21 protein-coding genes are annotated in these 21,378 nt (G+C 68.6%); 16 read left to right on the forward strand and 5 right to left on the reverse strand.

Going from position 1 to position 21,378, the window contains the following annotated elements; genetic code table 11:
• The first annotated feature begins 8 nt into the window (after positions 1-8).
• From ACFWBQ_RS24095 to ACFWBQ_RS24135, 9 genes are read left to right on the forward strand one after another with little or no spacing between them, the layout of a single operon-like run.
• Positions 9-791, forward strand: a complete 783-nt coding sequence (locus ACFWBQ_RS24095) for an ABC transporter ATP-binding protein (protein ID WP_385492665.1) — start codon at positions 9-11, stop codon at positions 789-791.
• Positions 788-1,933, forward strand: coding sequence for an acyl-CoA dehydrogenase family protein (locus ACFWBQ_RS24100; RefSeq protein ID WP_385492668.1), 1,146 nt, complete (start codon positions 788-790; stop codon positions 1,931-1,933). The genes ACFWBQ_RS24095 and ACFWBQ_RS24100 overlap by 4 nt, the downstream gene beginning before the upstream one ends.
• Before the next feature lie 27 nt (positions 1,934-1,960).
• The gene (locus tag ACFWBQ_RS24105) at positions 1,961-2,434 is read left to right on the forward strand and encodes a PaaI family thioesterase (protein WP_385492670.1); all 474 of its coding nucleotides are present in this window, start codon (positions 1,961-1,963) and stop codon (positions 2,432-2,434) included.
• A 2-nt stretch (positions 2,435-2,436) separates the two neighbouring features.
• Positions 2,437-3,222 carry an SDR family NAD(P)-dependent oxidoreductase gene (locus tag ACFWBQ_RS24110; RefSeq protein ID WP_385492673.1) on the forward strand — a complete coding sequence of 262 codons (786 nt, stop codon included), beginning with the start codon at positions 2,437-2,439 and terminating at the stop codon, positions 3,220-3,222.
• A gap of 51 nt (positions 3,223-3,273) precedes the next feature.
• Positions 3,274-3,696: a Zn-ribbon domain-containing OB-fold protein gene (locus ACFWBQ_RS24115; RefSeq protein WP_385492675.1), complete on the forward strand. Its 423-nt coding sequence runs from the start codon at positions 3,274-3,276 to the stop codon at positions 3,694-3,696.
• Positions 3,696-4,472 (forward strand): SDR family oxidoreductase, encoded by a 777-nt coding sequence (locus tag ACFWBQ_RS24120; RefSeq protein WP_385492679.1) that lies wholly within the window; start codon positions 3,696-3,698, stop codon positions 4,470-4,472. Before ACFWBQ_RS24115 ends, ACFWBQ_RS24120 begins: the two co-directional genes overlap by 1 nt.
• A complete protein-coding gene (locus ACFWBQ_RS24125; RefSeq protein WP_385492681.1) occupies positions 4,472-5,629 on the forward strand; it encodes a lipid-transfer protein in 1,158 nt (385 codons plus the stop codon). The genes ACFWBQ_RS24120 and ACFWBQ_RS24125 overlap by 1 nt, the downstream gene beginning before the upstream one ends.
• 2 nt (positions 5,630-5,631) lie before the next feature.
• On the forward strand, positions 5,632-6,063 hold the full coding sequence (locus ACFWBQ_RS24130; protein ID WP_385492684.1) for a Zn-ribbon domain-containing OB-fold protein: 432 nt from the start codon (positions 5,632-5,634) through the stop codon (positions 6,061-6,063).
• Positions 6,060-7,622 carry an AMP-binding protein gene (locus tag ACFWBQ_RS24135; protein WP_385492686.1) on the forward strand — a complete coding sequence of 521 codons (1,563 nt, stop codon included), beginning with the start codon at positions 6,060-6,062 and terminating at the stop codon, positions 7,620-7,622. The genes ACFWBQ_RS24130 and ACFWBQ_RS24135 overlap by 4 nt, the downstream gene beginning before the upstream one ends.
• A 3-nt stretch (positions 7,623-7,625) precedes the next feature.
• Here ACFWBQ_RS24135 and ACFWBQ_RS24140 read toward each other — a convergent pair whose 3' ends face one another.
• On the reverse strand, positions 7,626-8,777 hold the full coding sequence (locus tag ACFWBQ_RS24140) for a lipid-transfer protein (protein WP_385492688.1): 1,152 nt from the start codon (positions 8,775-8,777) through the stop codon (positions 7,626-7,628).
• 133 nt (positions 8,778-8,910) lie between these two features.
• Here ACFWBQ_RS24140 and ACFWBQ_RS24145 point away from each other — a divergent pair, with 133 nt between their 5' ends.
• The 6 genes from ACFWBQ_RS24145 to ACFWBQ_RS24170 are packed head-to-tail and all read left to right on the forward strand — an operon-like array spanning position 8,911 to position 14,331.
• Positions 8,911-10,446: a class I adenylate-forming enzyme family protein gene (locus ACFWBQ_RS24145; protein ID WP_385492691.1), complete on the forward strand. Its 1,536-nt coding sequence runs from the start codon at positions 8,911-8,913 to the stop codon at positions 10,444-10,446.
• A 30-nt stretch (positions 10,447-10,476) separates the two neighbouring features.
• Positions 10,477-11,631, forward strand: a complete 1,155-nt coding sequence (locus tag ACFWBQ_RS24150) for a thiolase family protein (protein ID WP_385492694.1) — start codon at positions 10,477-10,479, stop codon at positions 11,629-11,631.
• A gap of 8 nt (positions 11,632-11,639) precedes the next feature.
• A complete protein-coding gene (locus tag ACFWBQ_RS24155; protein WP_385492697.1) occupies positions 11,640-12,095 on the forward strand; it encodes a Zn-ribbon domain-containing OB-fold protein in 456 nt (151 codons plus the stop codon).
• Positions 12,082-12,819: an SDR family oxidoreductase gene (locus ACFWBQ_RS24160; protein WP_385492700.1), complete on the forward strand. Its 738-nt coding sequence runs from the start codon at positions 12,082-12,084 to the stop codon at positions 12,817-12,819. Before ACFWBQ_RS24155 ends, ACFWBQ_RS24160 begins: the two co-directional genes overlap by 14 nt.
• Before the next feature lie 31 nt (positions 12,820-12,850).
• Positions 12,851-14,047: an acetyl-CoA C-acyltransferase gene (locus ACFWBQ_RS24165; protein WP_385492703.1), complete on the forward strand. Its 1,197-nt coding sequence runs from the start codon at positions 12,851-12,853 to the stop codon at positions 14,045-14,047.
• A complete protein-coding gene (locus ACFWBQ_RS24170) occupies positions 14,044-14,331 on the forward strand; it encodes a MaoC/PaaZ C-terminal domain-containing protein (RefSeq protein ID WP_385492707.1) in 288 nt (95 codons plus the stop codon). The genes ACFWBQ_RS24165 and ACFWBQ_RS24170 overlap by 4 nt, the downstream gene beginning before the upstream one ends.
• A gap of 52 nt (positions 14,332-14,383) precedes the next feature.
• On the opposite strand, the gene ACFWBQ_RS24175 is transcribed toward ACFWBQ_RS24170, so the two are convergent.
• The 4 genes from ACFWBQ_RS24175 to ACFWBQ_RS24190 form a co-directional block, all read right to left on the reverse strand.
• A complete protein-coding gene (locus ACFWBQ_RS24175) occupies positions 14,384-15,778 on the reverse strand; it encodes a glycoside hydrolase family 76 protein (protein ID WP_385492709.1) in 1,395 nt (464 codons plus the stop codon).
• 498 nt (positions 15,779-16,276) lie between these two features.
• Complete coding sequence (locus tag ACFWBQ_RS24180) at positions 16,277-18,358, reverse strand: tetratricopeptide repeat protein (RefSeq protein ID WP_385493694.1); 2,082 nt, start codon at positions 18,356-18,358, stop codon at positions 16,277-16,279.
• 558 nt (positions 18,359-18,916) lie between these two features.
• Positions 18,917-19,591, reverse strand: coding sequence for an SDR family NAD(P)-dependent oxidoreductase (locus tag ACFWBQ_RS24185; protein ID WP_385492713.1), 675 nt, complete (start codon positions 19,589-19,591; stop codon positions 18,917-18,919).
• Between the two features lie 258 nt (positions 19,592-19,849).
• Positions 19,850-20,323 (reverse strand): cupin domain-containing protein, encoded by a 474-nt coding sequence (locus tag ACFWBQ_RS24190; protein ID WP_385492716.1) that lies wholly within the window; start codon positions 20,321-20,323, stop codon positions 19,850-19,852.
• A 114-nt stretch (positions 20,324-20,437) separates the two neighbouring features.
• Here ACFWBQ_RS24190 and ACFWBQ_RS24195 point away from each other — a divergent pair, with 114 nt between their 5' ends.
• Positions 20,438-21,349, forward strand: a complete 912-nt coding sequence (locus ACFWBQ_RS24195) for a DUF5937 family protein (RefSeq protein ID WP_385492718.1) — start codon at positions 20,438-20,440, stop codon at positions 21,347-21,349.
• Positions 21,350-21,378: the final 29 nt, after the last annotated feature.

The following is a 21,378-nucleotide window of genomic DNA, read 5'->3' on the forward strand; positions in this document are numbered from 1 at the left end:
GCAATCCCATGCAACATGTCGCGGAAAGCGACCGCCTCCGGGTCGACGGTGTGGTGCTGAAGCTGTCGGACGTGCTGATCCTGCGCGGGGTGAGCCTCGTGGTGGAGCCGGCACAGACCGTCGGCCTGCTCGGCGCCAACGGCTCCGGCAAGAGCAGCCTGCTCAACGTCATCTCCGGCTACTACCGGCCCAGCGCCGGGAGCGTGCAGCTCGACGGAGTCGACGTGGTCGGCTGGAGCCCGGCGCGCATCGCCGCAAGCCGGGTCGGCAGGTCCTTCCAGTCCATCGGACGGATGGAGGACCTCACCGTGCTCGAGAACGTCCTGCTCGGGCTCGAGCCGGTGTGGCCGGCGCGAGGCCTGGCGACGGTCTTCGGACTGCGGTCCTCACGGCGGGCCGAGGCAGAGGCCCGGCAGCGGGCATCGGAGATCATCGCGGAGTTCGACCTGTCGGCGTACCGGGACCGGCTGCTCAGCGCCTGTCCGTACGGCGTCCGCAAGGTCGCGGACCTGCTCCGCGCGATGGTCTCGTCGCCGCGGCTCCTCCTGCTCGATGAGCCGACGTCCGGCGTATCGATGGAGGACCGGCGCTACATCCTGGAGCTGATCCGGGCCTGGACCGCGCGGACGAACTGCTCGACGGTCGTGGTCGATCACGACATCGAGTTCGTGACCGCCCTGGCCCATTCGGTGATCGCCCTCGTGGGCGGGGCCGTCGCCGCGTCCGGCGGTGTGGCCGAGGTGCTCAGTGACGAACGGGTCATGGCGACTTTCGTCGGGAGTGCGAAGTGAAGCGAGAGGTCTACGAGGAGGACCACGAGTGGTTCCGGGCCTCGGTCCGGGAGTTCGTGACCCGGACGGTTCAGCCCGAGCTGGAGGCCTACGCCGAGGACAAAGCGATCCCCCGTTCGTTCTGGCTCGAGGCCGGCCGGCAGGGCCTGCTCGGGGTCGAGATTCCCGCCGAGTACGGCGGTCTCGGTGCTGAGGACTATCGCTTCAACGCGATCGTCACCGAGGAGCTCGCCAAGGTGAACGGTGCGCTGCCCTCCTGCTGGGGCATCCACGCGGACATCGTGGCGCCGTACATCGCTCGCCTCGGCACCGGCGAGCAGAAGCAGCGTTGGCTCCCGGGCATGGCGTCGGGCGAGATCGTCGCGGCGATCGGTATGACCGAGCCGAGCGGGGGTTCCGATCTGGCGGCGCTGAAGACGACCGCGGTTCGTGATGGCGACGCGTGGGTGATCAACGGGTCGAAGACCTTTATCACCAACGGCGGCTCCTGCGACCTGGTGCTGACCGCGGTGCGCACCGACCCGTCGAAGGGCGCGCGGGGGATCACCCTGTTCGGGATCGAGGCGACCACCGCGGGGTTCAGCCGCGGTCGCACGCTCGACAAGGTCGGGCAGGTCGAGTCCGACACAGCCGAGCTCTTCTTCGAGGACGTCCGCGTCACGGACGCGGAGATCGTCGGCGAACTCGACCACGGTTTCGTGCACATGATGCAGAACCTCCCGCAGGAGCGCCTCGGGGCGGCGGTCTCTAACACTGCCCATGCCAAACAGATCCTCGGCGAGACGGTGGGGTACGCGAAGGAGCGGCATGCCTTCGGTCAGCCGATCGGACACTTCCAGCACACCAAGTTCCTGCTCGCCGAGCTGACCACCCGCATGGAGGTCGCCGAGGCGTACGTCGACAAGTGCGTCGCCGCGCACGTGGCGGGGACCCTCGGTGCCGTCGATGCGGCCAAGGCGAAGTACTGGACCTCCGAGGTGCAGAACGGCGTCCTCGACCACTGCGTACAGATCTACGGCGGCTACGGCTACATGAACGAGTACCGCGTCGCTCGTGCCTGGCGCGACGCTCGCGTGACACGCATCTGGGCCGGCACCAGCGAAATCATGAAGGAACTCATAGGCCGCGACCTCGGACTCTGACGGTTCCACAAACGGACGGTGAGAAGAATGACGATGAGGGTCAAGAGCGACCTTGTACGCGATGTCGAGCTGTGCCAGCAGTGTGAGGCCCGCGGGACGTGCCGGGTCGGGGTCGACGATCTCCGGGTCCTGCCCGACGGCACGGTCCGGGGCGAGTTCGTCGTACCCGAGGATGCGGTCGGTCGGACGGTGGCGCACGGAGGCTGGACGGCGTGGGTCTTCGACGAGTTCCTCGGTTACGCCGCCACCGCGCTGAGCTCGTGGGCGGTGACGTCGGAGCTCACCGTGCGCTATCGCCGGCCGGTGCCGATCGGCACCCGGGTCGTCGTCACCGCGCAAGGCACCCTCGCCGGAAAGCAACGGCGCCTGATGCGCGGCGAGATGCGGCTGGCCGGCACGGAGACGGTGCTGGCCAGCGCCGAAGGCATCTGGGTGGAGCCGGCCGATATCGACGGTCACTACGACCGCGCCGTGAGCTGTCCCGCCGAAGGGCGGTGCTGAGCGTGGACACACCGCACTACGTCCCCCGGATCCGGTCGGGCACTGCCCTGATCGTCGGCGGTACGTCGGGCATCGGGCTGGCGACCGCGGAGCTGCTCGCCGATGCCGGGTTGAGGGCCGTGGCCCTGGTGGGACGCGACGCCGCTCGCGGTCGCGCAGCGGTCGCAAGACTCGGAGACCGCATCGACGCACGCTTCGTGCAGGCCGATGCCGCCGATCCCGACGACGCGCAGCGCGCAGTTGCCGAGGCCATCGCGGCGATCGGACCGCTCGACTTCGCCATCACCTCGACGGTGCCGACTTCGATCGTGCTCGACCTGGTCCACCGCACGCCGGAGGCGAGCTTCGCCGGGACGCTCACCAGCTTCGCGCTGCCACCCCTGCACATCACCGGGCTCGCCCTGAAGCACATGCGGGCCCGTGGCGGCGGAGCGATCGTGAACGTGGCCTCCGACGCGGCCAAGGTGCCGACCCCCGGCGAGTCGGTCATCGGCGCGGCGATGGCGGGCATCGTGATGTTCAGCCGGGTCGCCGCGCTGGAGGGCCGACGTGATGGCGTACGCGTCAACGCGGTCACGCCTTCCCTCGTCTCGGGGACTCCGACGACCGAGCGGGTGATGGCGAAGGGCTTCAGCGCCGAGCTGTTCGACCGCGCCGCGCGGGCGGCGAGCCTCGGCGTGGCCAGCCCCGTTGACGTCGCCGAGGCGATCGCGTTCTTGTGCGATGCGCGATCGGCGCGCACGACGGGCCAGGTGCTGAGCGTGAACGGGGGCGTCTCCGTGGCGTGACCAGCACCCAGTGAGCAACCAACAATTCGTGACATCCATGAGGAGTCGAGCGTGTCCCCATCAGCCATCCGGTCGACCGCGCCACCGTTGCCGGTGCCGGAGCGAGATCTCGACAGCGAGCCGTTCTGGGACGCACTGCGCGAGCGTCGTCTGCTCCTGCAGAGCTGCGACGCCTGCGCACGGGTCCGCTACCCGGCCATGTCGCACTGCCCCTACTGCGTCGCACGTGAGCACGCGTGGCGGCAGCTGTCCGGACGGGGGCAGATCTACTCCTGGATCGTCGTCCGGCAGGCGTTCTGGCCGGAGTTCGCGGCCGAGGTGCCCTATGCGCTGGTGACGGTCGACCTGGAGGAAGGCGTGCGGGTCGTCGGGCGGATGGACGACGTCGAGGTGCCCGCCTTCGGCCTCCCCGTCGTCGCGACATACGTCGATCATCCCGAATGGACCGAGCTTCGTTTCAAGGAGGTGGCCTGATGAACATGCCCCAGAGCCCCGACACCGGCCGCTTCGAGGGCCGGGTCGCCATCGTGACCGGCGCGAGCCGCGGCATCGGCCTCGCGACCGCCCGGCGGATCGTCCAGGAGGGCGGCTTCGTCTGCATCACCGGACGCAAGAAGCCGGCGCTGGCCGACGCCGTCCAGGAGCTGGGCGGCCCGGACGTGGCCATGTGGATGGCCGGCTCGGCCGACGACACCGAACACCAGCGCGCCACGGTCGACGCGGTCCTGGAGCGCTTCGGCTCGCTCGACCTGCTGGTGAACAACACCGGCATCAACCCGGCGTTCCACCGGATCGTCGACACGCCCCTGGACACGGCGGCGACGATCCTCAACACCAACGTCCTCGCCGCGATCGGCTGGGCCCAGCACGCGGTGGCGGCGGGTCTGGCCGAACGGGACGGCGCGATCGTCAACGTCGCCTCCGTGGCCGGTCTCAAGCCGGCCGACCGGATCGGCGTGTACGGCGCCAGCAAGGCCGCGCTGATGCACCTCACCCAACAGCTGGCCCTCGAGCTCTCCCCGCGCATCCGGGTCAACGCGGTCGCTCCCGCCGTCGTCCGTACACGCTTTGCCGCGCCACTGTTCGCCGACAAGGACGACGAGGTCACCGCGACGTACCCGATGAAGCGCCTCGGCGAGCCCGAGGACGTCGCCGCCGCGATCACGTTCCTCCTGTCGAGGGACGCCGCGTGGATCACGGGTCAGGTGCTCACCATCGACGGCGGCCTGACCCTGACGGGGGGTGTGTGATGGATCCGTTCGCAGGACGGACGGCGATCGCCGGGGCAGGCATGACGGAGCTGACCCGACGGTCCGGTCGCAGCGTGCTCTCGCTCGCCCGCGAGGCCGCGCTCGCCGCGTGCTCGGCCGCTGGTCTGGATCCCACCACCGTCGACGGGGTCGTGCAGTACAGCATGTACGACGACTCGGTGCAGGCCGAGGCGCTGGGCGCGGTCATCGGAGCCCGCGACCTCAGCTACGTCATGGACTTCGCCCAGGGCGGCCAGTCGGCGGCGCACATGGTTGCGCACGCCGCGATGGCCGTGGCCTGCGGCTTCGCAAACAACGTGATCGTGTTCCGGGCCATGAACGGTCGATCGGGTGTCCGGATCGGCCAGCGTGCGGCCGTCGGTGGTGGCACGGAGTTCCGCTACCCGCTCGGCTTCGTCGCCTACCCCCAGGTCGCCGCGATGTGGGCGCGGCGCTACATGATCGAGACCGGGGCGACCGAGCTCGACTTCGGCGCCATCGCGATCGCCGAGCGTCGGTGGGCGGAGCGGAACCCGCGCGCGATCCTCCGGGAGCCGCTGACCGAGGAGAGCTATCTCGCGTCACGCTGGGTCGCCGAGCCCTTCCGTCTGCCCGACTGCACGACCGAGGTCGATGGTGCAGCAGCCGTCCTGGTGACCTCGGTGGAGCGCGCTCGGGATCTCGACCTCACCCCGGCGGTCATCAGCAGCGCGGCCTGGGCCACGCACGGTTTCGACCTCGACATGGGCAGCTCGCTCCGGTACGACGACTACCTCCGCAACTTCTCCAGCCACCTCGCGGCACCCCTGTGGAAGCGTGCCGGGCTGGGCCCTGAGGACGTCGACTACGCCGAGATCTACGACTGCTTCACCGGTGCGCTCGCGCTCAACATGGAGGGTCTCGGACTGTGCGAGCCCGGGGGAGCCGGTCGTTTCGCGCGCGAGGGCCACACCTCGCCGGGCGGGAAGCTGCCGACCAACACCCATGGCGGCCTCCTGTCGGAGGGCTATGTGCACGGCATGAACACGGTGACCGAGGCCGTGTGGCAGATGCAGGGGCTCGGCGGTGAGCGTCAGGTGCCGAAGAACGATGTCGCCGTCGTCACCTCGGGCGCCTACCTCTCCGGCTCCGCGATCGTCTTGACGAAGGACAGGTGACCATGACCACGAACGTCCCTGCACCGGTGCCCGGCCCCGACTCGGCACCCTTCTGGGAGGGGCTGCGCGAGCACACGCTGCGCATCCCGTTCTGCCACACCTGTGACCGTTGGTTCTTCCCGCCGATGCCCGGCTGTCCCGAGTGCGGTGCCGGGGAGGACCACATCGAGATGCGCGAGGTCGCCGGTACCGGCCGGGTCCACTCCTGGTTCGTGGCCCACCATGCGTTCCATCCCGCGTTCGAGGCCGATGTGCCCTACGCGGTCCTCGACGTCGACCTGGATGAGGGACCCCGCATCAACGGGCGATTCATCGGTGCCGCGTTCGACCGGATCAAGCCGGGCATGGTCGTCCGGGCTGCCTTCGAGGACCTGCCCGAGTTCACCCGCCTGGCCTTCGAGCCGGTCGGGCCGCATGGAGAGGACCGGCGATGACCGAGTACGTGCCTCACCTCATGGTCCAGCGACTGGCAGCGGAGGACCCCGAGCATGTCCTGGTGGACTTCCTCGACGACCGCGCGTACACGGCCGGTGAGCTGTACGCGCGGGCGGAGGCCGTGGCGTCCGGGCTCCAGCGAGCGGGACATGCTCCCGGTGACCGGGTCGCCCTGATGATCGGCAACCGGATCGACTTCCTCGCCTGGTGGCTCGGCACGGCCATCGCCGGCCTGGTGTCGGTGCCGCTCAACACGGCGATGCGCGGCAGCGTCCTGCACCATATGCTCAATCTCTCCGGCCCGGTGCTGATGGTCGCGGAGCAGGATTTCCTGGCCGATATCGCCACCGTCGCGGCGGACCTGGAGCGGGCGCCTCAGGTGCTCGAGGTGTCGGATGCCTCGACCGGACCGACGACCACGGCCTTCCTGGCCGGGGTCGGAGAGCCGGCGCCGCACTCGGCACTCCCGTCGACGTTCGCGAGCATCATGTTCACCTCCGGGACCACCGGGCCCTCGAAGGGGGTCATGTGGACCCACCGGACAGCCATCGGCAAGGCGGAGAGCGCGATGGCCGTCATGGGCCACACCTCCTCCGACGTCCTCTTCACCTGCCTGCCGCTCTTCCACGCCAACGGCCTGTGCACCTCGTTCCTGCCCGCCCTGATCGTCCGCGCGAAACTCGTGGTCGCGCCGCGCTTCAGCGCTTCCGGGTTCTGGCCCGCCATCAAGGGATCCGGCGCAACCGTGACGAACATGCTCGGCTCGATGGGAGCACTGCTCTGGAAGCGTGAGCCCAGTGACGACGAGCGGGACCACCGGCTGCGCAAGGCTCTGGTGATTCCGCCACCGGTCGGCTACATCGAGGAGTTCGAGAGGCGGTTCGGGTTCGAGAGCACCCAGCTCTACGGCTCGACGGACCTCGGCGTGCCGCTCGGGATACCTGACGGTCAGCGGCAGCCGGAGGCGTGCGGGCGTGCTCTGCCGGGGTGGGAGTGCCGGCTCGTCGACGAATGGGACGCACCGGTGAATGACGGTCAGCCCGGCGAGCTCGTCGTACGCCCGCTGCAGCCGTTCGCCAGCCAGCTCGGGTACTACGGCATGCCGGAGGCGACCATCGCGGCATGGCGCAACCTGTGGTTCCACACCGGTGACCTCATGCGGCGCGACGAGGACGGGTGGTTCTACTTCATGGACCGGGCCAAGGACTCGATGCGTCGTTCGGGGGAGAACATCTCCTCCTACGAGGTGGAGCAGGTGGTGCTGTCGCACCCGTCGGTCGGTGACGTCGCGGCGTACGGCATCCCCTCGGAGCTCAGCGAGGACGAGGTCATGGTCTCCGTCGTACTGCGCGACGACGCTCCCGCGGCGGCGCACGCGGAGGTGCTGGCCTGGTGTCGGGAGCGGCTGCCGTACTTCGCGGTACCGCGTTACCTCCAGTTCCTCGATGAACTGCCGCGCACACAGACCGCCAAGGTCCGGAAGAACGACCTGCGCGCCGCCGGCGTGACCGCCGCGACGTACGACGCGGGACCGACCAGCCGGTCCCGCGTCGGCTGAGGCTCATCTGTCGCTGGTCAGCACCAGTGCGGACCCGTCGATCAGCGCGCCCGACGTCACCACCCCGACGTCGTGGCGGGCTGATTGGCGCTCACCACCGCGGCCCTGGATCTGCAGGACCGCCTCGGCGACGGTGTTCATGCCGTGTACGTACCCCTCGCTGAGCAGACCGCCGTTGGTGTTGACCGGCAGCGAGCCGCCGAGGCCGGTGGCCCCGGAGCGCACGAAGGCGCCGGACTCGCCGCGCTCGCACAGGCCGAGGCCCTCGAGGCCCATCAGGACCGTGCTGGTGAAGCAGTCGTAGATCTGCGCGAAGTCGACATCGCCCGCACCGATGCCGGCCGCCGCGTAGAGGTCCTCGCGCAGCAGTGCGGTGAAGTTGTGGGTGTAGTCCTCGACCATGGTGTGGTTTCCGATGTCGAGGCCCGGGCGCGCGCCGGCGCGGTAGGCGTGCGCGGCGACGACCGCCGGAGGCCGGCGAAGATCGCGGGCCCGGTCGAGGCTGGTGAGCAGCACCGCGCAGGCGCCGTCGACCTCGGTCGTGCAGTCGGGCAGCCGGAACGGATCGACGACGCGCCGAGAGGCGAAGTAGTCGTCGTACGTCAGCGGCGTGCGCAGGATGGCACGGTCGTTCAACTCGGCGTACGCCCGTTGGGCCACCGCGACAGCGGCGAGGTCCCGCTCGCCCTGGCCGGTCTCGTGCAGGAACCGGCGTGCCCACATCGCGATGTACATCATGTACGCGTTGTAGCCGATCGGGTAGCGGTACGGCGCTGACTTCCCGGCGAAGCGGGAGGCGCCGACCCGTACGCCGGAGCGGCCGTTGAGCGCCCGGAAGACGAGCACATGGTCGGCCGCGCCGGTCGCGATCGCCATCGTGGCATTGCCGACCAGATGGCAGGGCGACTGACCGGCTCCGTTGGCATCCATGACGTAGCGCAGTCCCGGGAGGGCGAGTGCCGTCGCGAGTGATTCGCACGGCTCGGAGTCGTTGCTCACCATGAAGCTGGCGATGCCGTCGATCGCCGACGGAGGGAGTCCCGCGTCGGCGCAGGCACTCAGGGCGGCCCCGGTGGCCAGGTCGAGGACGGAGTGTCCGGAATTGCGGCTCAGGTCGGTGTAGCCGACACCTGCGATGGCGACCTTGCGTATCACTGGATAGCTCCTAACAAGCGGACTGGATGCCGTCCGAACTCCGGGGCGAAGAACAACCCAGGAGTCTCTTGACGTCCCAAACTGATGCGCCATAACGTAGCTGAATGAGCGCTCAGTCACCAGGAGGTCGGCCATGTCCGTCGAAACTGCGAACACCCCGTCGAACAGCCGGGGCGCGACCCCTCAGCTGACGCTGGCCGGCGTCCTGCGCAACCAGGCGAAGACGAATCCGCGCCGGCTCGCCCTCACCGCCGAGGGGCAGGAGTACAGCTACGCCGAGCTGCACGCGATCACGAGCCGGCTGGCCAACGGGCTAGCGGAGGCCGGGGTACGGCGCGGCGACACCGTCGCGGTCCTCGGCAGCAACTCCGTCGAGCACGCCCTGCTCCAGCACGCCGTGGCGAAGCTCGGAGCGGCCCTGGCGATCCTGAACTGGCGACAGAGCGAGGACGAGGTCGCCTACGCGGTGGAGCTGTGCCGGCCGCGACTGGTCTTCGCGCAGCCGGCCTACCGCGACCTGATCACCATGACGGAGCGATCGGTCGAGCTTGTTTCACCGCGAGGCGAGAGCGACTTCTACGAGCGGTTCGTCGACCCGTTCGCTGCGGAGGAGCCGGCGGTCGAGGTCGATGCCGAGGATCTCGTCACGATCATCTACACCAGCGGTACGACGGGGCGTCCGAAGGCGGCGGCGATCTCGCAGCGGGCGATGATCGCCCGGGCGGCCTTCGCGGCGACCGACATGCGTCTCGGCGCCGATGACGCGCACCTCGCCTGGGCGCCGATGTTCCACCTCGTCTCGGCCGACTACATCTTCATCTGTGCGGTTCTGGGCAGCCGGTACATCGTGGTCGACGGCTTCGACGTCGAGGTGATCAACGAGTACCTGCACCAGGTCCGGCTCGGTTGGTTCGTGATGATGCCGGGTGCGATCGGGACACTGATCGAGCGACTCCGCCAGGACGACCGGCCGGTGATGCCGATCCGCTTGGTGGGTGCCATGGCGGACCTCGTTCCCCCGGCACAGGTCCGCGAGCTGACCGAGCTGTTGGGAACCTCCTACTACAACTCCTACGGCATGACCGAGGCCGGTCCGCTCACCTACGGTGCGATCGCACCGGGCACCTACCCGGACCACCTGGGCAAGCGGTTCACCGCGCTGGCGAACTACCGGCTGGCGCGGGCGGACGGCACTGACGCCGCTCTCGGCGAGCCCGGCGAGATGCAGGTCAGCGGTCCGACGCTCTTCAGCTGCTACCTGCACGACGAGCAGGCGACCCGGTCCGCGCTGGTGGACGGCTGGTATCGCACGGGTGACCTGCTGCGCGCCGACGAGGACGGGTTCCTCCACTTCGTCGGGCGCACGAAGTACTTGATCAAGAGCGGTGGCGAGAACGTCTACCCCGCCGAGATCGAGCGTGTGCTGATGGCCTGCCCGGGCGTCGTGGAGGTCGTCGTCGTACGCAAACCCGATCCGCACTGGGGCGAGACCCCCGTCGCGTTCGTGGCGACCGACCGGCCGGTCGTGACCAGAGACCTCGAGGCGGCCTGCCGCCGTGAACTCGCTGGTTACAAGGTGCCGAAGGTGTTCCACCGGATCGAGGTCGACCAGTTCCCGAGGAACGTCACCGGGAAGGTCATCCGCGAGCTTCTCGAGGCGCGGGCCTGAGCCTCGCCATCGACCAATGAAGGAGAGTCAATGAGTTCCACAGGCAACATCTGCATCACCGGCATCGGCGCCACGCCGCCGGCTCGTCGATCGACGAGCAGCATCAGGCGCCTCGTGGTCGACGCGGCCCTCGCCGCGATCGAGGACGCCGGTCTCCAACCCGAGGACATCGACGGCATGGTGTCGGACTCGGTCATCATGTCGGGTTCGGTGCCGCGCGACTGGCTGTCGGCGCAGCTCGGAATCACCCGCACCTTCGACGCCTCCCTGTCCTACGGCGGTGCCGGCTCCGTCGGGGCTCCACTCCTCGCCCGAACCGGCCTGCAGCAGGGGCTATGCCGCAACGTGCTCGTCTACTTCGGTGTCGACTGGGGTTCGCGGCCGAGCGGGCCCTACGGGTTCCACGACATGTATCCGGCCAAGCGTGCCTATGAGAAGCCGATCGGGTTCGATGCCCAGCCGGAGTACTTCGGCCTTCTGGCCGCGCGCTACGCCGAGGAGTACGGCCTGGCGGACGAGGAGCTCGGCGCCTTCGCCGTCGCGCAGCGCGAGTACGCCGTGCGTGCCGGTGTCGGTCAGAAGACGACTCCGCTCACGATGGAGCAGTACCTCGCCACGCCGATGATCTCGGACCCGCTGCGCTTCGAGGACTGCTGCCTGATCAGTGACGGAGCGGTCGCCTATGTGCTCACCCTCGAGGAGCGCGCTGTCGACAGCCCTCATCGGCCGGTCCACGTCCGCGGCGTCGGTTTCGGTTCCGAAGCGACCTCGGGCGACGACATCTTCACCCAGCGGCCGGACTACCTGAGCTTCCCCGGTACGGCGCAGGCACGCGCCGCGGTGGAGCGTGACGCGTCGCTCTCGTTGAGCGAGGTCGACTTCGCCGAGGTCTACGACTGCTTCACGATCTCGTGCCTGCTGCAACTCGAGGACCTCGGACTCTGCGACAGGGGTACGGCGGGCAAGTTCGCCCTCGCCGGTGAGACCCGACTCGGTGGCCGCCTTCCGGTCAATACGCACGGCGGTCTTCTGGCCCACAGCTACCTGCTGGGTGCCGAGCACGTCATCGAGGCGGTGCGTCAGCTCCGCGGCGATGCCGGACCGAACCAGGTCGAGAACGCCCGTGTCGGTCTGGTGACCGGCCTGTCCGTGCCCGACTACGCGCTGCTGATGCTGAGCAACTAGGAGATGTCATGAGTGTGCAGGAAACGGTCGGGATCCCGATCAGCTCGTTCGGCCAGTTCTTCCGGGAGGCGGGTGCGGACACTGTCCTTCTGCCTCATTGCCTGGACTGCGGCCGACACCACTGGTACCCGATGGAGCGCTGTCCGCACTGCTTCTCGGAGCGCCTTCAGTGGGCGCCGGTGTCAGGGCGCGCCACTGTCTACAGCGTCACCACCGTCCGCTACGCGTTCACCGCGGCGACGCGTGGCCGGACGCCGTACGGCATCGCCCTCGTCACCTTCGATGACGCGCCGCACGTGCGCATGGTGTGCCGCACGAACGCTTCCGAGAAGGGCAGCGACGTTGCCATCGGAGATGCCGTGATGGTCAGCGTCACCACCGATGCGACGGACCCGGACACCGGCATGGTGTCGTGCACGCCACTCGCCTCGGATACGGAGAGCGGCGGGCATGGCGAACGTTGAGTTCGACTTCACCGAACGCACCGTCATCGTCACCGGAGCTGCCCGTGGGGTGGGGCTGGCGATCGCCGAACGCTTCGCCGTTGCGGGCGCCCAGGTGGTGATGGTGGACCTCGACGAGGACGTCGTTCGTGAGGCGGCCGAGGCGATCGGCGCCTTCGGGATCGCCGCGGACGTGTCGAACACCGCCGATGTCGAGGCCGTCGTCGAGGCGGCGCTGCGAAGGACCCGCCGGGTCGACATCGTCGTCAACAACGCCGGCATCCTGCGCGACGGCGTGGTCTGGAAGCTGTCGGACGACGACTGGAGCCAGGTCCTGGCCGTGCATGCGGGCGGCACCTTCAAGCTGACCCGGGCGGCCGTCCCGCATATGCGGGCGCAGGGCGCGGGCCGGATCATCAACGTCACCTCGTACACCGGGCTCCGCGGCAACATCGGGCAGTCGAACTACGGCGCCGCGAAGGCCGCAATCATCGGGTTCACCAAGGCCACCGCCAAGGAGCTCGCCGGCTTCGGCATCACCGTCAACGCGATCTCGCCGAACGCTGAGACCCGGATGATCGCCGGCGTCCCGCCCGAGAAGCGCGAGCAGCTCCTCGCACAGATCCCGCTCAAGCGCTTCGCCGACCCGGCCGAGATGGCTTCTGCGGTGGCGTTCCTGGCGTCGGACGAGGCGGGCTACATCACCGGTGTCGTCCTCCCCGTCGACGGCGGCATCGCGATCTGACACCCCCACTTCCACAACAACGGAGATAGCCATGCGCGAAGCAGTGATCGTCTCGACTGCCCGTACACCCATAGGCAAGGCCTACAGGGGTGCCTTCAACAACACCCAGCCCCAGGCGCTCGCGGCGCATGCATTGAGCGCGGCGATCGAACGGGCAGGTCTGCAGGCGGAGGAGATAGAGGACGTCGTACTCGGCTGTGCGATGCAGGAGGGCGCGAGTGGTTACAACGTGGCGCGCCAGGCGATCCTGCGGGCCGGGATCGATGTCTCGGTGCCGGGCATGACCATCGACCGGCAGTGCGCCTCAGGACTGATGGCCATCGCGACCGCCGCCAAGCAAGTGATCTGCGACGGCATGCACGTCGCGATCGGCGGTGGGGTGGAGTCCATCTCCCTCGTGCAGGACGACCGGTACCGAAACAGCCACCGGGCAGACGACCCGTGGCTGGTCGAGCAGGGCCACGACATCTACGTCTCGATGCTGGAGACCGCGGAGACGGTGGCGCAGCGATACGGCATCTCACGAGACGCGCAGGACGCCTACGCCCTCGAGTCCCAGCGGCGTACGGCGCAGGCACAGCAGCAGAGCCTGTTCGCCGACGAGATAGTGTCGTTCAGCGGTGAGTGCCTCGACGTCAAGGCGGATCCGGACGGGAACAGCCCGATCCCGTTCACCCTGGAGCTGGACGAGAGCAACCGGCCCACCACGACGCTCGATGACCTCAGGGCGCTGCGACCGGTGCTGCCTGATCGCGGGGACCACCGCGCGACCATCACGGCCGGGAATGCATCGCAGCTCTCGGACGGCGCGGCTGCTGTCGTCGTGATGGAGGCCCGCGAGGCCGAGCGGCGCGGTCTTGAGCCGCTCGGGACCTACCGTGGCATGGCGGTCGCGGGTTGCGAACCCGACGAGATGGGCATCGGTCCGGTGTTCGCCATTCCGAAGCTGCTCAAGCAGCACGGCCTCACTGTTGATGACATCGACCTCTGGGAACTGAACGAAGCCTTCGCCTCGCAGGCGCTCTACTGCCGCGACCAGCTCGGTATCGATCCCGAGCGCTACAACGTCAACGGTGGGGCCATCGCCATCGGCCACCCGTACGGCATGAGCGGCGCCCGCATGGTCGGCCACGCGCTGCTTGAAGGACGTCGGCGTGGCGCCCGATTCGCGGTGGTCACGATGTGCGTAGGCGGTGGCATGGGCGCGGCAGGACTATTTGAACTGTGAGCGCGACGGCACAGCGTCTCGCTGGTCCGGAGTCGGGGACCGGCCCGCATCTCGGCTACGCGGACCGGCACTCTGCGCATGACCGGATCGATGTGTTTGCCGAGGCCCCCGGCGATCCCCTGTGGATCCTCCCCGACCCCGACCGGGCGGCGGCCGGTCCCTTCGGAGGAACGGTCACGCACGGGTTCCTGACCCTGTCGACGATTCCCGTGTTGCAGTTCGGCATGGCGCACCACGGGTGGGTGACCGCAGAAGGCGGACGGTCACCGACCGCTCCTGCGTAACGACCGAGTCGGCCCCCGCCTGTTCGGACGGCCCCGTGCGAGCCGGACACCGTCAGCCGGCCGCGTTGAGGAGGTCCAGGGCGCTCTGCTGGCAGCCGTAGTCCGTGGTGCCGGCGCCGCCGCTCCAGTGCGGTCCGTACTGGTCGAGGGGATTGCGGTCGCGGGTGTAGGCGGTGTTCGCCCAGCTCGCGAGGGTCCCGGTGTACGGATGGTCGCTGAGCTGGGTGTTGAGCCGGCCCAGTCCGCGGACGTAGGCGCCCTTGAAGCTGGCGCCGTCATCGGTGCATGCGTCGCTCTCGCCCGGCTCGCGCAGGACTCCGTCGGTCTGCAGCCGTTCGGTCGAGGCGTCGGCCAGGGTGCGGGCGGTGCTCAGCAGGGTGGAGTCGCCGGTGGCCCGGTACAGCTCGGTCAGACCACCCAACATCACGCCTTGGTTGTACGTCCACGTCGGCTGGCCGTTGTTGACGCACGCGTCGTTGAGACCGTCGTTGATCATGTTGCTGCTGTTGATCATCCCGCTGTTCCGGAACCACGACCACTCGCTCTTCGCCCGGTTCAGATATGTCGTGTCGCCGGGGACGCGGTTGTGCAGGGCGGCGGTGAGCTGGAGGAACAGCTCGTTGGTGATCGCGTTCTTGTAGTTGCCGTTGGAGTTCCACCGCACTCCGCCGCCGCAGGTGCCGTTCCAGTTGGCCCACATGTGGTCGGCGTCGGCCCGGGCGGTGTTCAGGTAGCGGATGTCACCGGTCATGTCGTACGCGGCCACCCAGGCCAGGCCCCACCAGCCGGTGTCGTCCAGGTACTCGTTCCTGAACTGCCCGCCCTGTGCGTCGATGTTCTTGTCGTACGTCTGGGCGATGGTGTAGGTGTAGCTGCCCATGCCGGTGATCCGGGCGTTGTCGACGATCGCCGTCAGAGCGTTGGCGCCGGTCCACCACCCGTTGCTGCCGAAGAGCTTGGTGGTGCGGTCGTACGACATCATCAGCGCGGTGGCCGCTGCGGTCCGCCGATCGCCTGCGTTCCACGTGGTCCGCGCCCATGGAGTGCACGCGATGGCACCGCCTGCCTGCCCGCAGGCCCGCAAGGCTCCGACGCCTTGGGTGTTCCAGTCGTCCACGTTGTACATCAGCGTTCGCCAGCCGCGTCGGCCGGACGGGATCGTCGTGCTGCCGAGTCTGCTGCCGGAGGCCCAGGTACGGCCGCCGTCGAAGCTGCGGTCGAGCCACACCTCGTCGCCGGTGGTGCCGTTGTCGATGGACGCCCAGCCCATGGCGTCGGTGTCATCGAAGTGCAGCACGACCGAGCGGCCCGACAGTGCGGCCGTCACCGGCTGCCGGTCCTGAGGGCTCAAACCCGGATCCCGGGCGTCGCAGTACCTGTTGCATACCGCCGCCGCCGGAGCGGCCGAGGCCGGCGGCGCGGCTATTCCGACGGATAACGTTGTCATGAAGGCGGAGAGGATGCAGAGGACAGTTCTGCTGGGCTTCATCGAGGCTCCCGAACCGATCGAGCGTGGAGGGACTACGGGGCGCGAGGAGATGGTGGGCGTGCCAGGGGTCAGGTCAGCGCGCCTTTTGAAGCTAGCCACGGCCTGACCCCCCGTCAATGCACCGGACCACCGTCGGACCGGTGTCGTATGTCGAGTTCCACCAGCCGGTCCGGCTTCGCGTGCTCCAGCAATCCGCGCCGTCTGGTTCGGACTCCCCTTCAGCGGCAACACGCCACCCGGCAACACCGGACCGCAGAGCGCGGACGCGGCACCGATGAACGGCCTGAGATCCGCTTCTTCGGCAGACCGCATTGACACTGTCACCTGCACCGATCACCCTCGACGCGTGTCGGGGCCTGATCGAAGCAGCCCCCGCCGGACAAGGAAGTCAGCCGTTGTGTCGGCCAACCCAGGCGACCCGCGATCCATGTCAGCGAATGTAGTCGCCTATGGCCCCTACGGTGCCCCTTCCTGTACGCGGATGGTGAGCGGGTGCATATCACCGAGCACGCTGTGGCAGTCCTCACCCAGCGCCGCCAGTAAGGGGAGCGCTGGTGCCCGCCCGGCGGACAGGCCAACCATGCGTGCATGGTCGTAGCGTGTTGCCAGGGTGCGCGGGTGGCGTGCTCCGTGGAATTCCCTCTGTTCGGCGATCACGTGCGCCAGCTGGAGGACGGCCTCGCCCGGGTCACCTGCTTCCCCGATGAATAGCGCGAGTTGGTGCCGGGTGCTCAAGGTCCGCGAGTGCCGTCCGAGGATACGTTCTTGATCGACGAGTATGGCTTCGAGCTGTCGAATGGCCTCGGCGGGGTCACCCGCCTGTCCGGTCAGGACGGCGATCTCGTGACGAGTAGTGAGGACCTGGGGATGGGACGGGCCTATCACCCGTTCCTGGTCGGTCCGAGTCCGTTCCAGTTCTTCCAACGCTTCAGTCACGCGGCCCGCGAGCCCCAAGGTACGGCCGAGTTCCTGACGAGTGAGGAGCACATCCATGTGTTCGTGACCCAAGGCGCGCTCCTGATCAGGCAGGAGTGCGCGATACCTCTGAACGGATCCGGCGAAATCCCCCGACTCCCTGCACGAGCGCGCAGAGAGCCTGCGCGTTGCGAGTGTCTGCTCATGCCCGGCGCCCAAGACCCGCTGTCGGTCCAGGACCAGTTGGTCCAGGATGCCGGACGCTCGGACGAGCTCTCCGGCTTCGAGGAGATAGCGGGCGATGTCGTTGCGTGCGACAAGAGTCGCGGGGTGGTCGTCACCGAGATGGCCGCGGCGCTGTTCGAGAAGGGTCCACAGCGCCTGGACCGCTGTCGCAGGGCGCCCGGCGTTGCCCAGTGCGATGGCATGCGCGTACTCGGCTTCGGGCACCCCGCAGCGGCGCGCGAAGTCGAATGCCTCGACCGCGATGGTCGTACGCATCAGGTGCACGGCCGCCCACCCGATGCTGAACGCCTCGTCGGGTGAAGCCGTCGCCAGGAGGACTCGCCAGCTGTTCTCGGGTACGGGAGGCAGCCACGGCAGGTCGATCAGATAGTCGAAGGCCAGGTACCCGCCGCTCGCCGGCAGCAGGAGACTGCTCGCCCCGTGCACGGCCGACGTGGCCCAGCCGAAGGCCGCATCTGGGGATTCCGGGCGCAACAGCGGGCCGCCACGCGCGTCCAGGTACTCCTCGTGCAGCCGCAGCAGGACCTCCTCGATGACAGGGCGGTGCAATCCCATACGTCGACAGTCGACTGCGGCCGCGACCAGGGCGGCACCGCGTGGATGTTCACCTGCCTGCCAGGCGTGCTTCCAGTCCTTCACCAGCTCGGGACCCGCGGCCAGCAGCTCTGCCACCCCGAACCGGCTCGCTCCCTCGGTTGCCGCCCTGATGCGCAGGTCATCGACGGACGACCGCGCCAGGCGGATCTCACGTGGGGTCCACAGACGATCCAGCTCAACCGGATCCTGCGCCATGAGAAGCACGTCGCGGCCCGCCTGCCAGGTTGCCGCTTCTGTCACATCCCGCTGTCGAGCGCTGTACCGGTCGTACTCCTTGCTGCGCATTGAGGCGATCAGAGTCACGTGCCGACGGGACCCCGCGAGCATGGTGGTGACCATGTCCGCTGTCAGCCCTCCCACTCGAAGGAACTGGTCGAACTCGTCGCACCACACCACGCAGTTCCGGGTCGCGGCGACCCGTGCAGCCAACACCTGCAGGTCCTGCGTCGGCCGCGCGTGAAAAAATATGTGCCCGGGAACGGCCGCCTGCATCGCCTCGAAAGCCAGCCGTGACTTGCCGGCTGTCGATTCACCGACGATCAGAATGAAGCCGCCGGAGGCGATGCGACGTCGTACATCGTCGAACCGATCTCTGCGGACGAAGTCGGGCAGGCGGTCTCTGCCCGTTGGCGGGCCGCCGCGCGCCGCCGCGGGGTGGACACCGAGAGCGATGGGGTCCGACACTTCACGCACACGGCACGGTTGAAGACGTAAGTCCTCGACCTGGCGCGCCAGGCGGCGGCGATGGGCCAGCGCGCTTTGGGCCTCGGCGGTGAACACGCCGGTCAAGGCCGCACCAGCCGCCGCGATGACGGCCGTGGCCCATCCCGGCAACCACACCGCTCCCGCCAAGGCTCCTGCAGCCGCTGCAGCAGCCACTCCGATGAGTACGGCCCACGGCCGCAAGAATCCCCACAATTTAGACTCCCGACCCCGTGCTCAACGTCCTCGCGGTGAGCTAACCCCATTGTCGTGCGCCTGGGGCGGGCGCGGGAGCGTTCAGTAGGACGAGGCCGTGAGCCGGTTGGGTACGGCCTCCTCGGCCCTGTTCTCCCGAAGCTACGGCGAAGTGACACGTAGCTCTCTGTAGCGGATCGGGGTGTGCTTGTCAGCGTTTTTGATCTTCGGGGCTCATCGGGGGCCGTGCTCGGCGAGGCTGGTCCGGTCATGACGACCGGAGGGAGCGCGGGGTGCGGCAGGAGTGGGAGCCGGAGCGCCTGATTGGCCATCTTCGGTACTGCCTCCCGCAATCGGTTGTCCCAAGGCACCGAGGCAGGCCACCGCCGTACTGGCGGATCAAGGATCAACGATGGTGGGACGGGGAGGGCCGGGACGGCGTCACACGGTGAAGACGCGCTCGACTTCGTCGCGCTGCGTGTGCAGGTCCCAGTAGAGGGGGGCGACCTCCTCGGCCGAGGCCGCCGGTACTCCGGGCGGGCCGTCCGTGCCGATCCACACGCCGATGGCGACGTGCGCGGCCTGGACGCCGGTGTCGGCCAGTTCCTTGTGCAGGCTGAGTACCCAGTTGCGCAGCGCGGCCTGGGCGGCGTTGAGGTTGCCGAGCATCGGAGTGGGGTCGACCGAGCCGGCGCCGTTGGTGTAGAGCAGGGTGCCCACGCCGGCCTCGCGCATTGCGGGCAGCACGGCCCGTGTGGCGGCAATGGCCCCGTAGAGCAGGAAGTCCATCGCCCACTGCACATCGGACGGGTTGGTCTCTGACGGAGCGATGAGCGTCGTGGATTCGAGGCTCCGGGCCGGGGAGTACTCCAGGACGTCGATTCCGCCGAAGCGGGTGGCGGCGTCCTTGAGCGCCTGGGTGAGCGCGTCATGGTCGAGTACGTCCGCGGGAAACGCGGCGACGGTGATGCCTTCGGCGTCGAGCCGGCCGACCAGGTCGTCGAGCTTGTCGCGGTTGCGGGCGATGAGAGCGACGTCGAAGCCGTGGGAGCCGAAGGTACGAGCGATGGCCAGGCCCATACCGGGGCCGGCTCCGACGATGGCGATGCTGGGCACAGTGAATCCTTTGCTGGGAAACCCGTTGGGAAAGGGGTGGATCAGGCGACGGTGAGCGCGATCTTGCCGGCGCCGAACGCCTCGCCAGCCTGCTCCAGGTCGTAGGCAGAGATCACCAACACCTTGAGGGTCACTGCGGACGAAGTCGGCCTCCGGGCCCGGCTCGGCGGTGGCGATCACGCGCGGGAGCAGTTCTACCAGCGCATTCCAGGTCGTTGGGTGGGTCGGGGGACGGGGCACATGCCGTTGCCGGTGCCCTCACCGCTCGAAGTCGTCGACGAAATGGTTGTCGTGGGCTGCGTGAAGCCGGCTCAGGTCCCGCTCGTTCACAGTGGCGAGCTGTGCGAAGTACTCCTCGCGCGGTACACCTGGCGTGAGTGCCATAAGGAGGGTGGCAGGTTCGGCGCGCTCCTTGCGGAGCGCGTGGACGTCACCCACCGCGGCATGCGTGGTGTCGCCGGGCAGCAGTGTTCGCCAGGCCCGCCCATCGAAGTAGTCGATTTCACCTTCTTCAACGATGAAGGTCTCGCTGAACGTCGTGTGAAAGTGCGGGGCAGGTCCCCGGCCGGACGGCGCCATGCGCCACCGGTAGATGCTCACGATCCCGCTGGTCTCCGCCGGACCCGCGAGGACTTCGATGGTCGATCCGCTGGCGCCCAGCCGGATCGTTCGCGTCTGTGGGGCTCGCTCGGGTTCCTTGGAACACCGGGCAATCGACTCCGTGTCGGTCATGACCCGAGTCTCGGTGCTTCGCCGTTCTGCTCGCGCTCACTTCGGCGGTGGCCTAACAATAGTGGAGTGATCCGTTACCGATTGGGCGTTGGTGCTGCGAGTGTGCGGTGGGCGATGTCGCCGATCCACGAAGTGGTCAGTCTTGCCCAGCTCTTGACCGAGCCGCAGCGTCACCCGATGTTCCACCCGTGGCTTCGCCGTCGCCGCCGTCTCTCGCTCCCCGACCTGGGGGCGCTCACGGTCTTCATGGCCTATGGCGCGTATCGACCCGATTTCCTCGACCCATCGCCGATGTCCAGTGAGCCAACGTTCGAGGAGGGCATGCATGCCCTCCTCGCCGCGCCGGCGGACCAGACGTACGCCGAGCTGGTCGACGCGACGATGGGGCGCGGGGCAGAAGTGGGCCGCCGACTGCTCGAAGACCCCGACCGAGCCAGGTCCGAGGCCGCCGATGCGCTGCGCCGCCTCTGGAAGGCAGTTGTTGAACCGGAATGGCCGTCCATGCGGCAGGCGCTGCGTGCCGAGATGCTGGATCGGGCCATCCAGGTCAACCGCGAGGGGCTGCGCGCAGTCCTTCCGCGCCTGCACCCTTCCGCTGCGTGCGAAGGCGACACCATCACCGTCGAGAAGACCGTCGACATCGACGTCGACTGCCCTGAAGGACTCATTCTCGTACCGTCACTGTTCATCACCGACCGGATGCAGTGCACCACCTCGGACCACTGGACTCCGGCGATCTATTACCCGGCATCCGGGCGGTACCTCTGGGCGGCACCTCCCACTCCGAGGTCGCTCGACCGTCTTCTGGGGGTGACTCGATCGAGGATCCTGGCCGCGCTCGCCACTCCGCTGCAGACGACCGTTGTGGCCAGGCTGGTGAGCGTCACGCCCCCGACGGCCAGCGAACACCTGGCAATCCTGCGAGACGCCGGGTTGATCGACAGCAGCCGGGCCGGTCGCACGGCCACGCACGAGCTCACCAAGGCTGGACGTGCTCTCCTGGCCGCGGCCTCGCCGCGGCCATGACAGGTCGGGGAGCTGCTGATGGCCCCCGG

Source organism: Streptomyces sp. NPDC060035 (genome assembly GCF_042736635.1).
Taxonomy (GTDB): Bacteria; Actinomycetota; Actinomycetes; order Streptomycetales; family Streptomycetaceae; genus Streptomyces.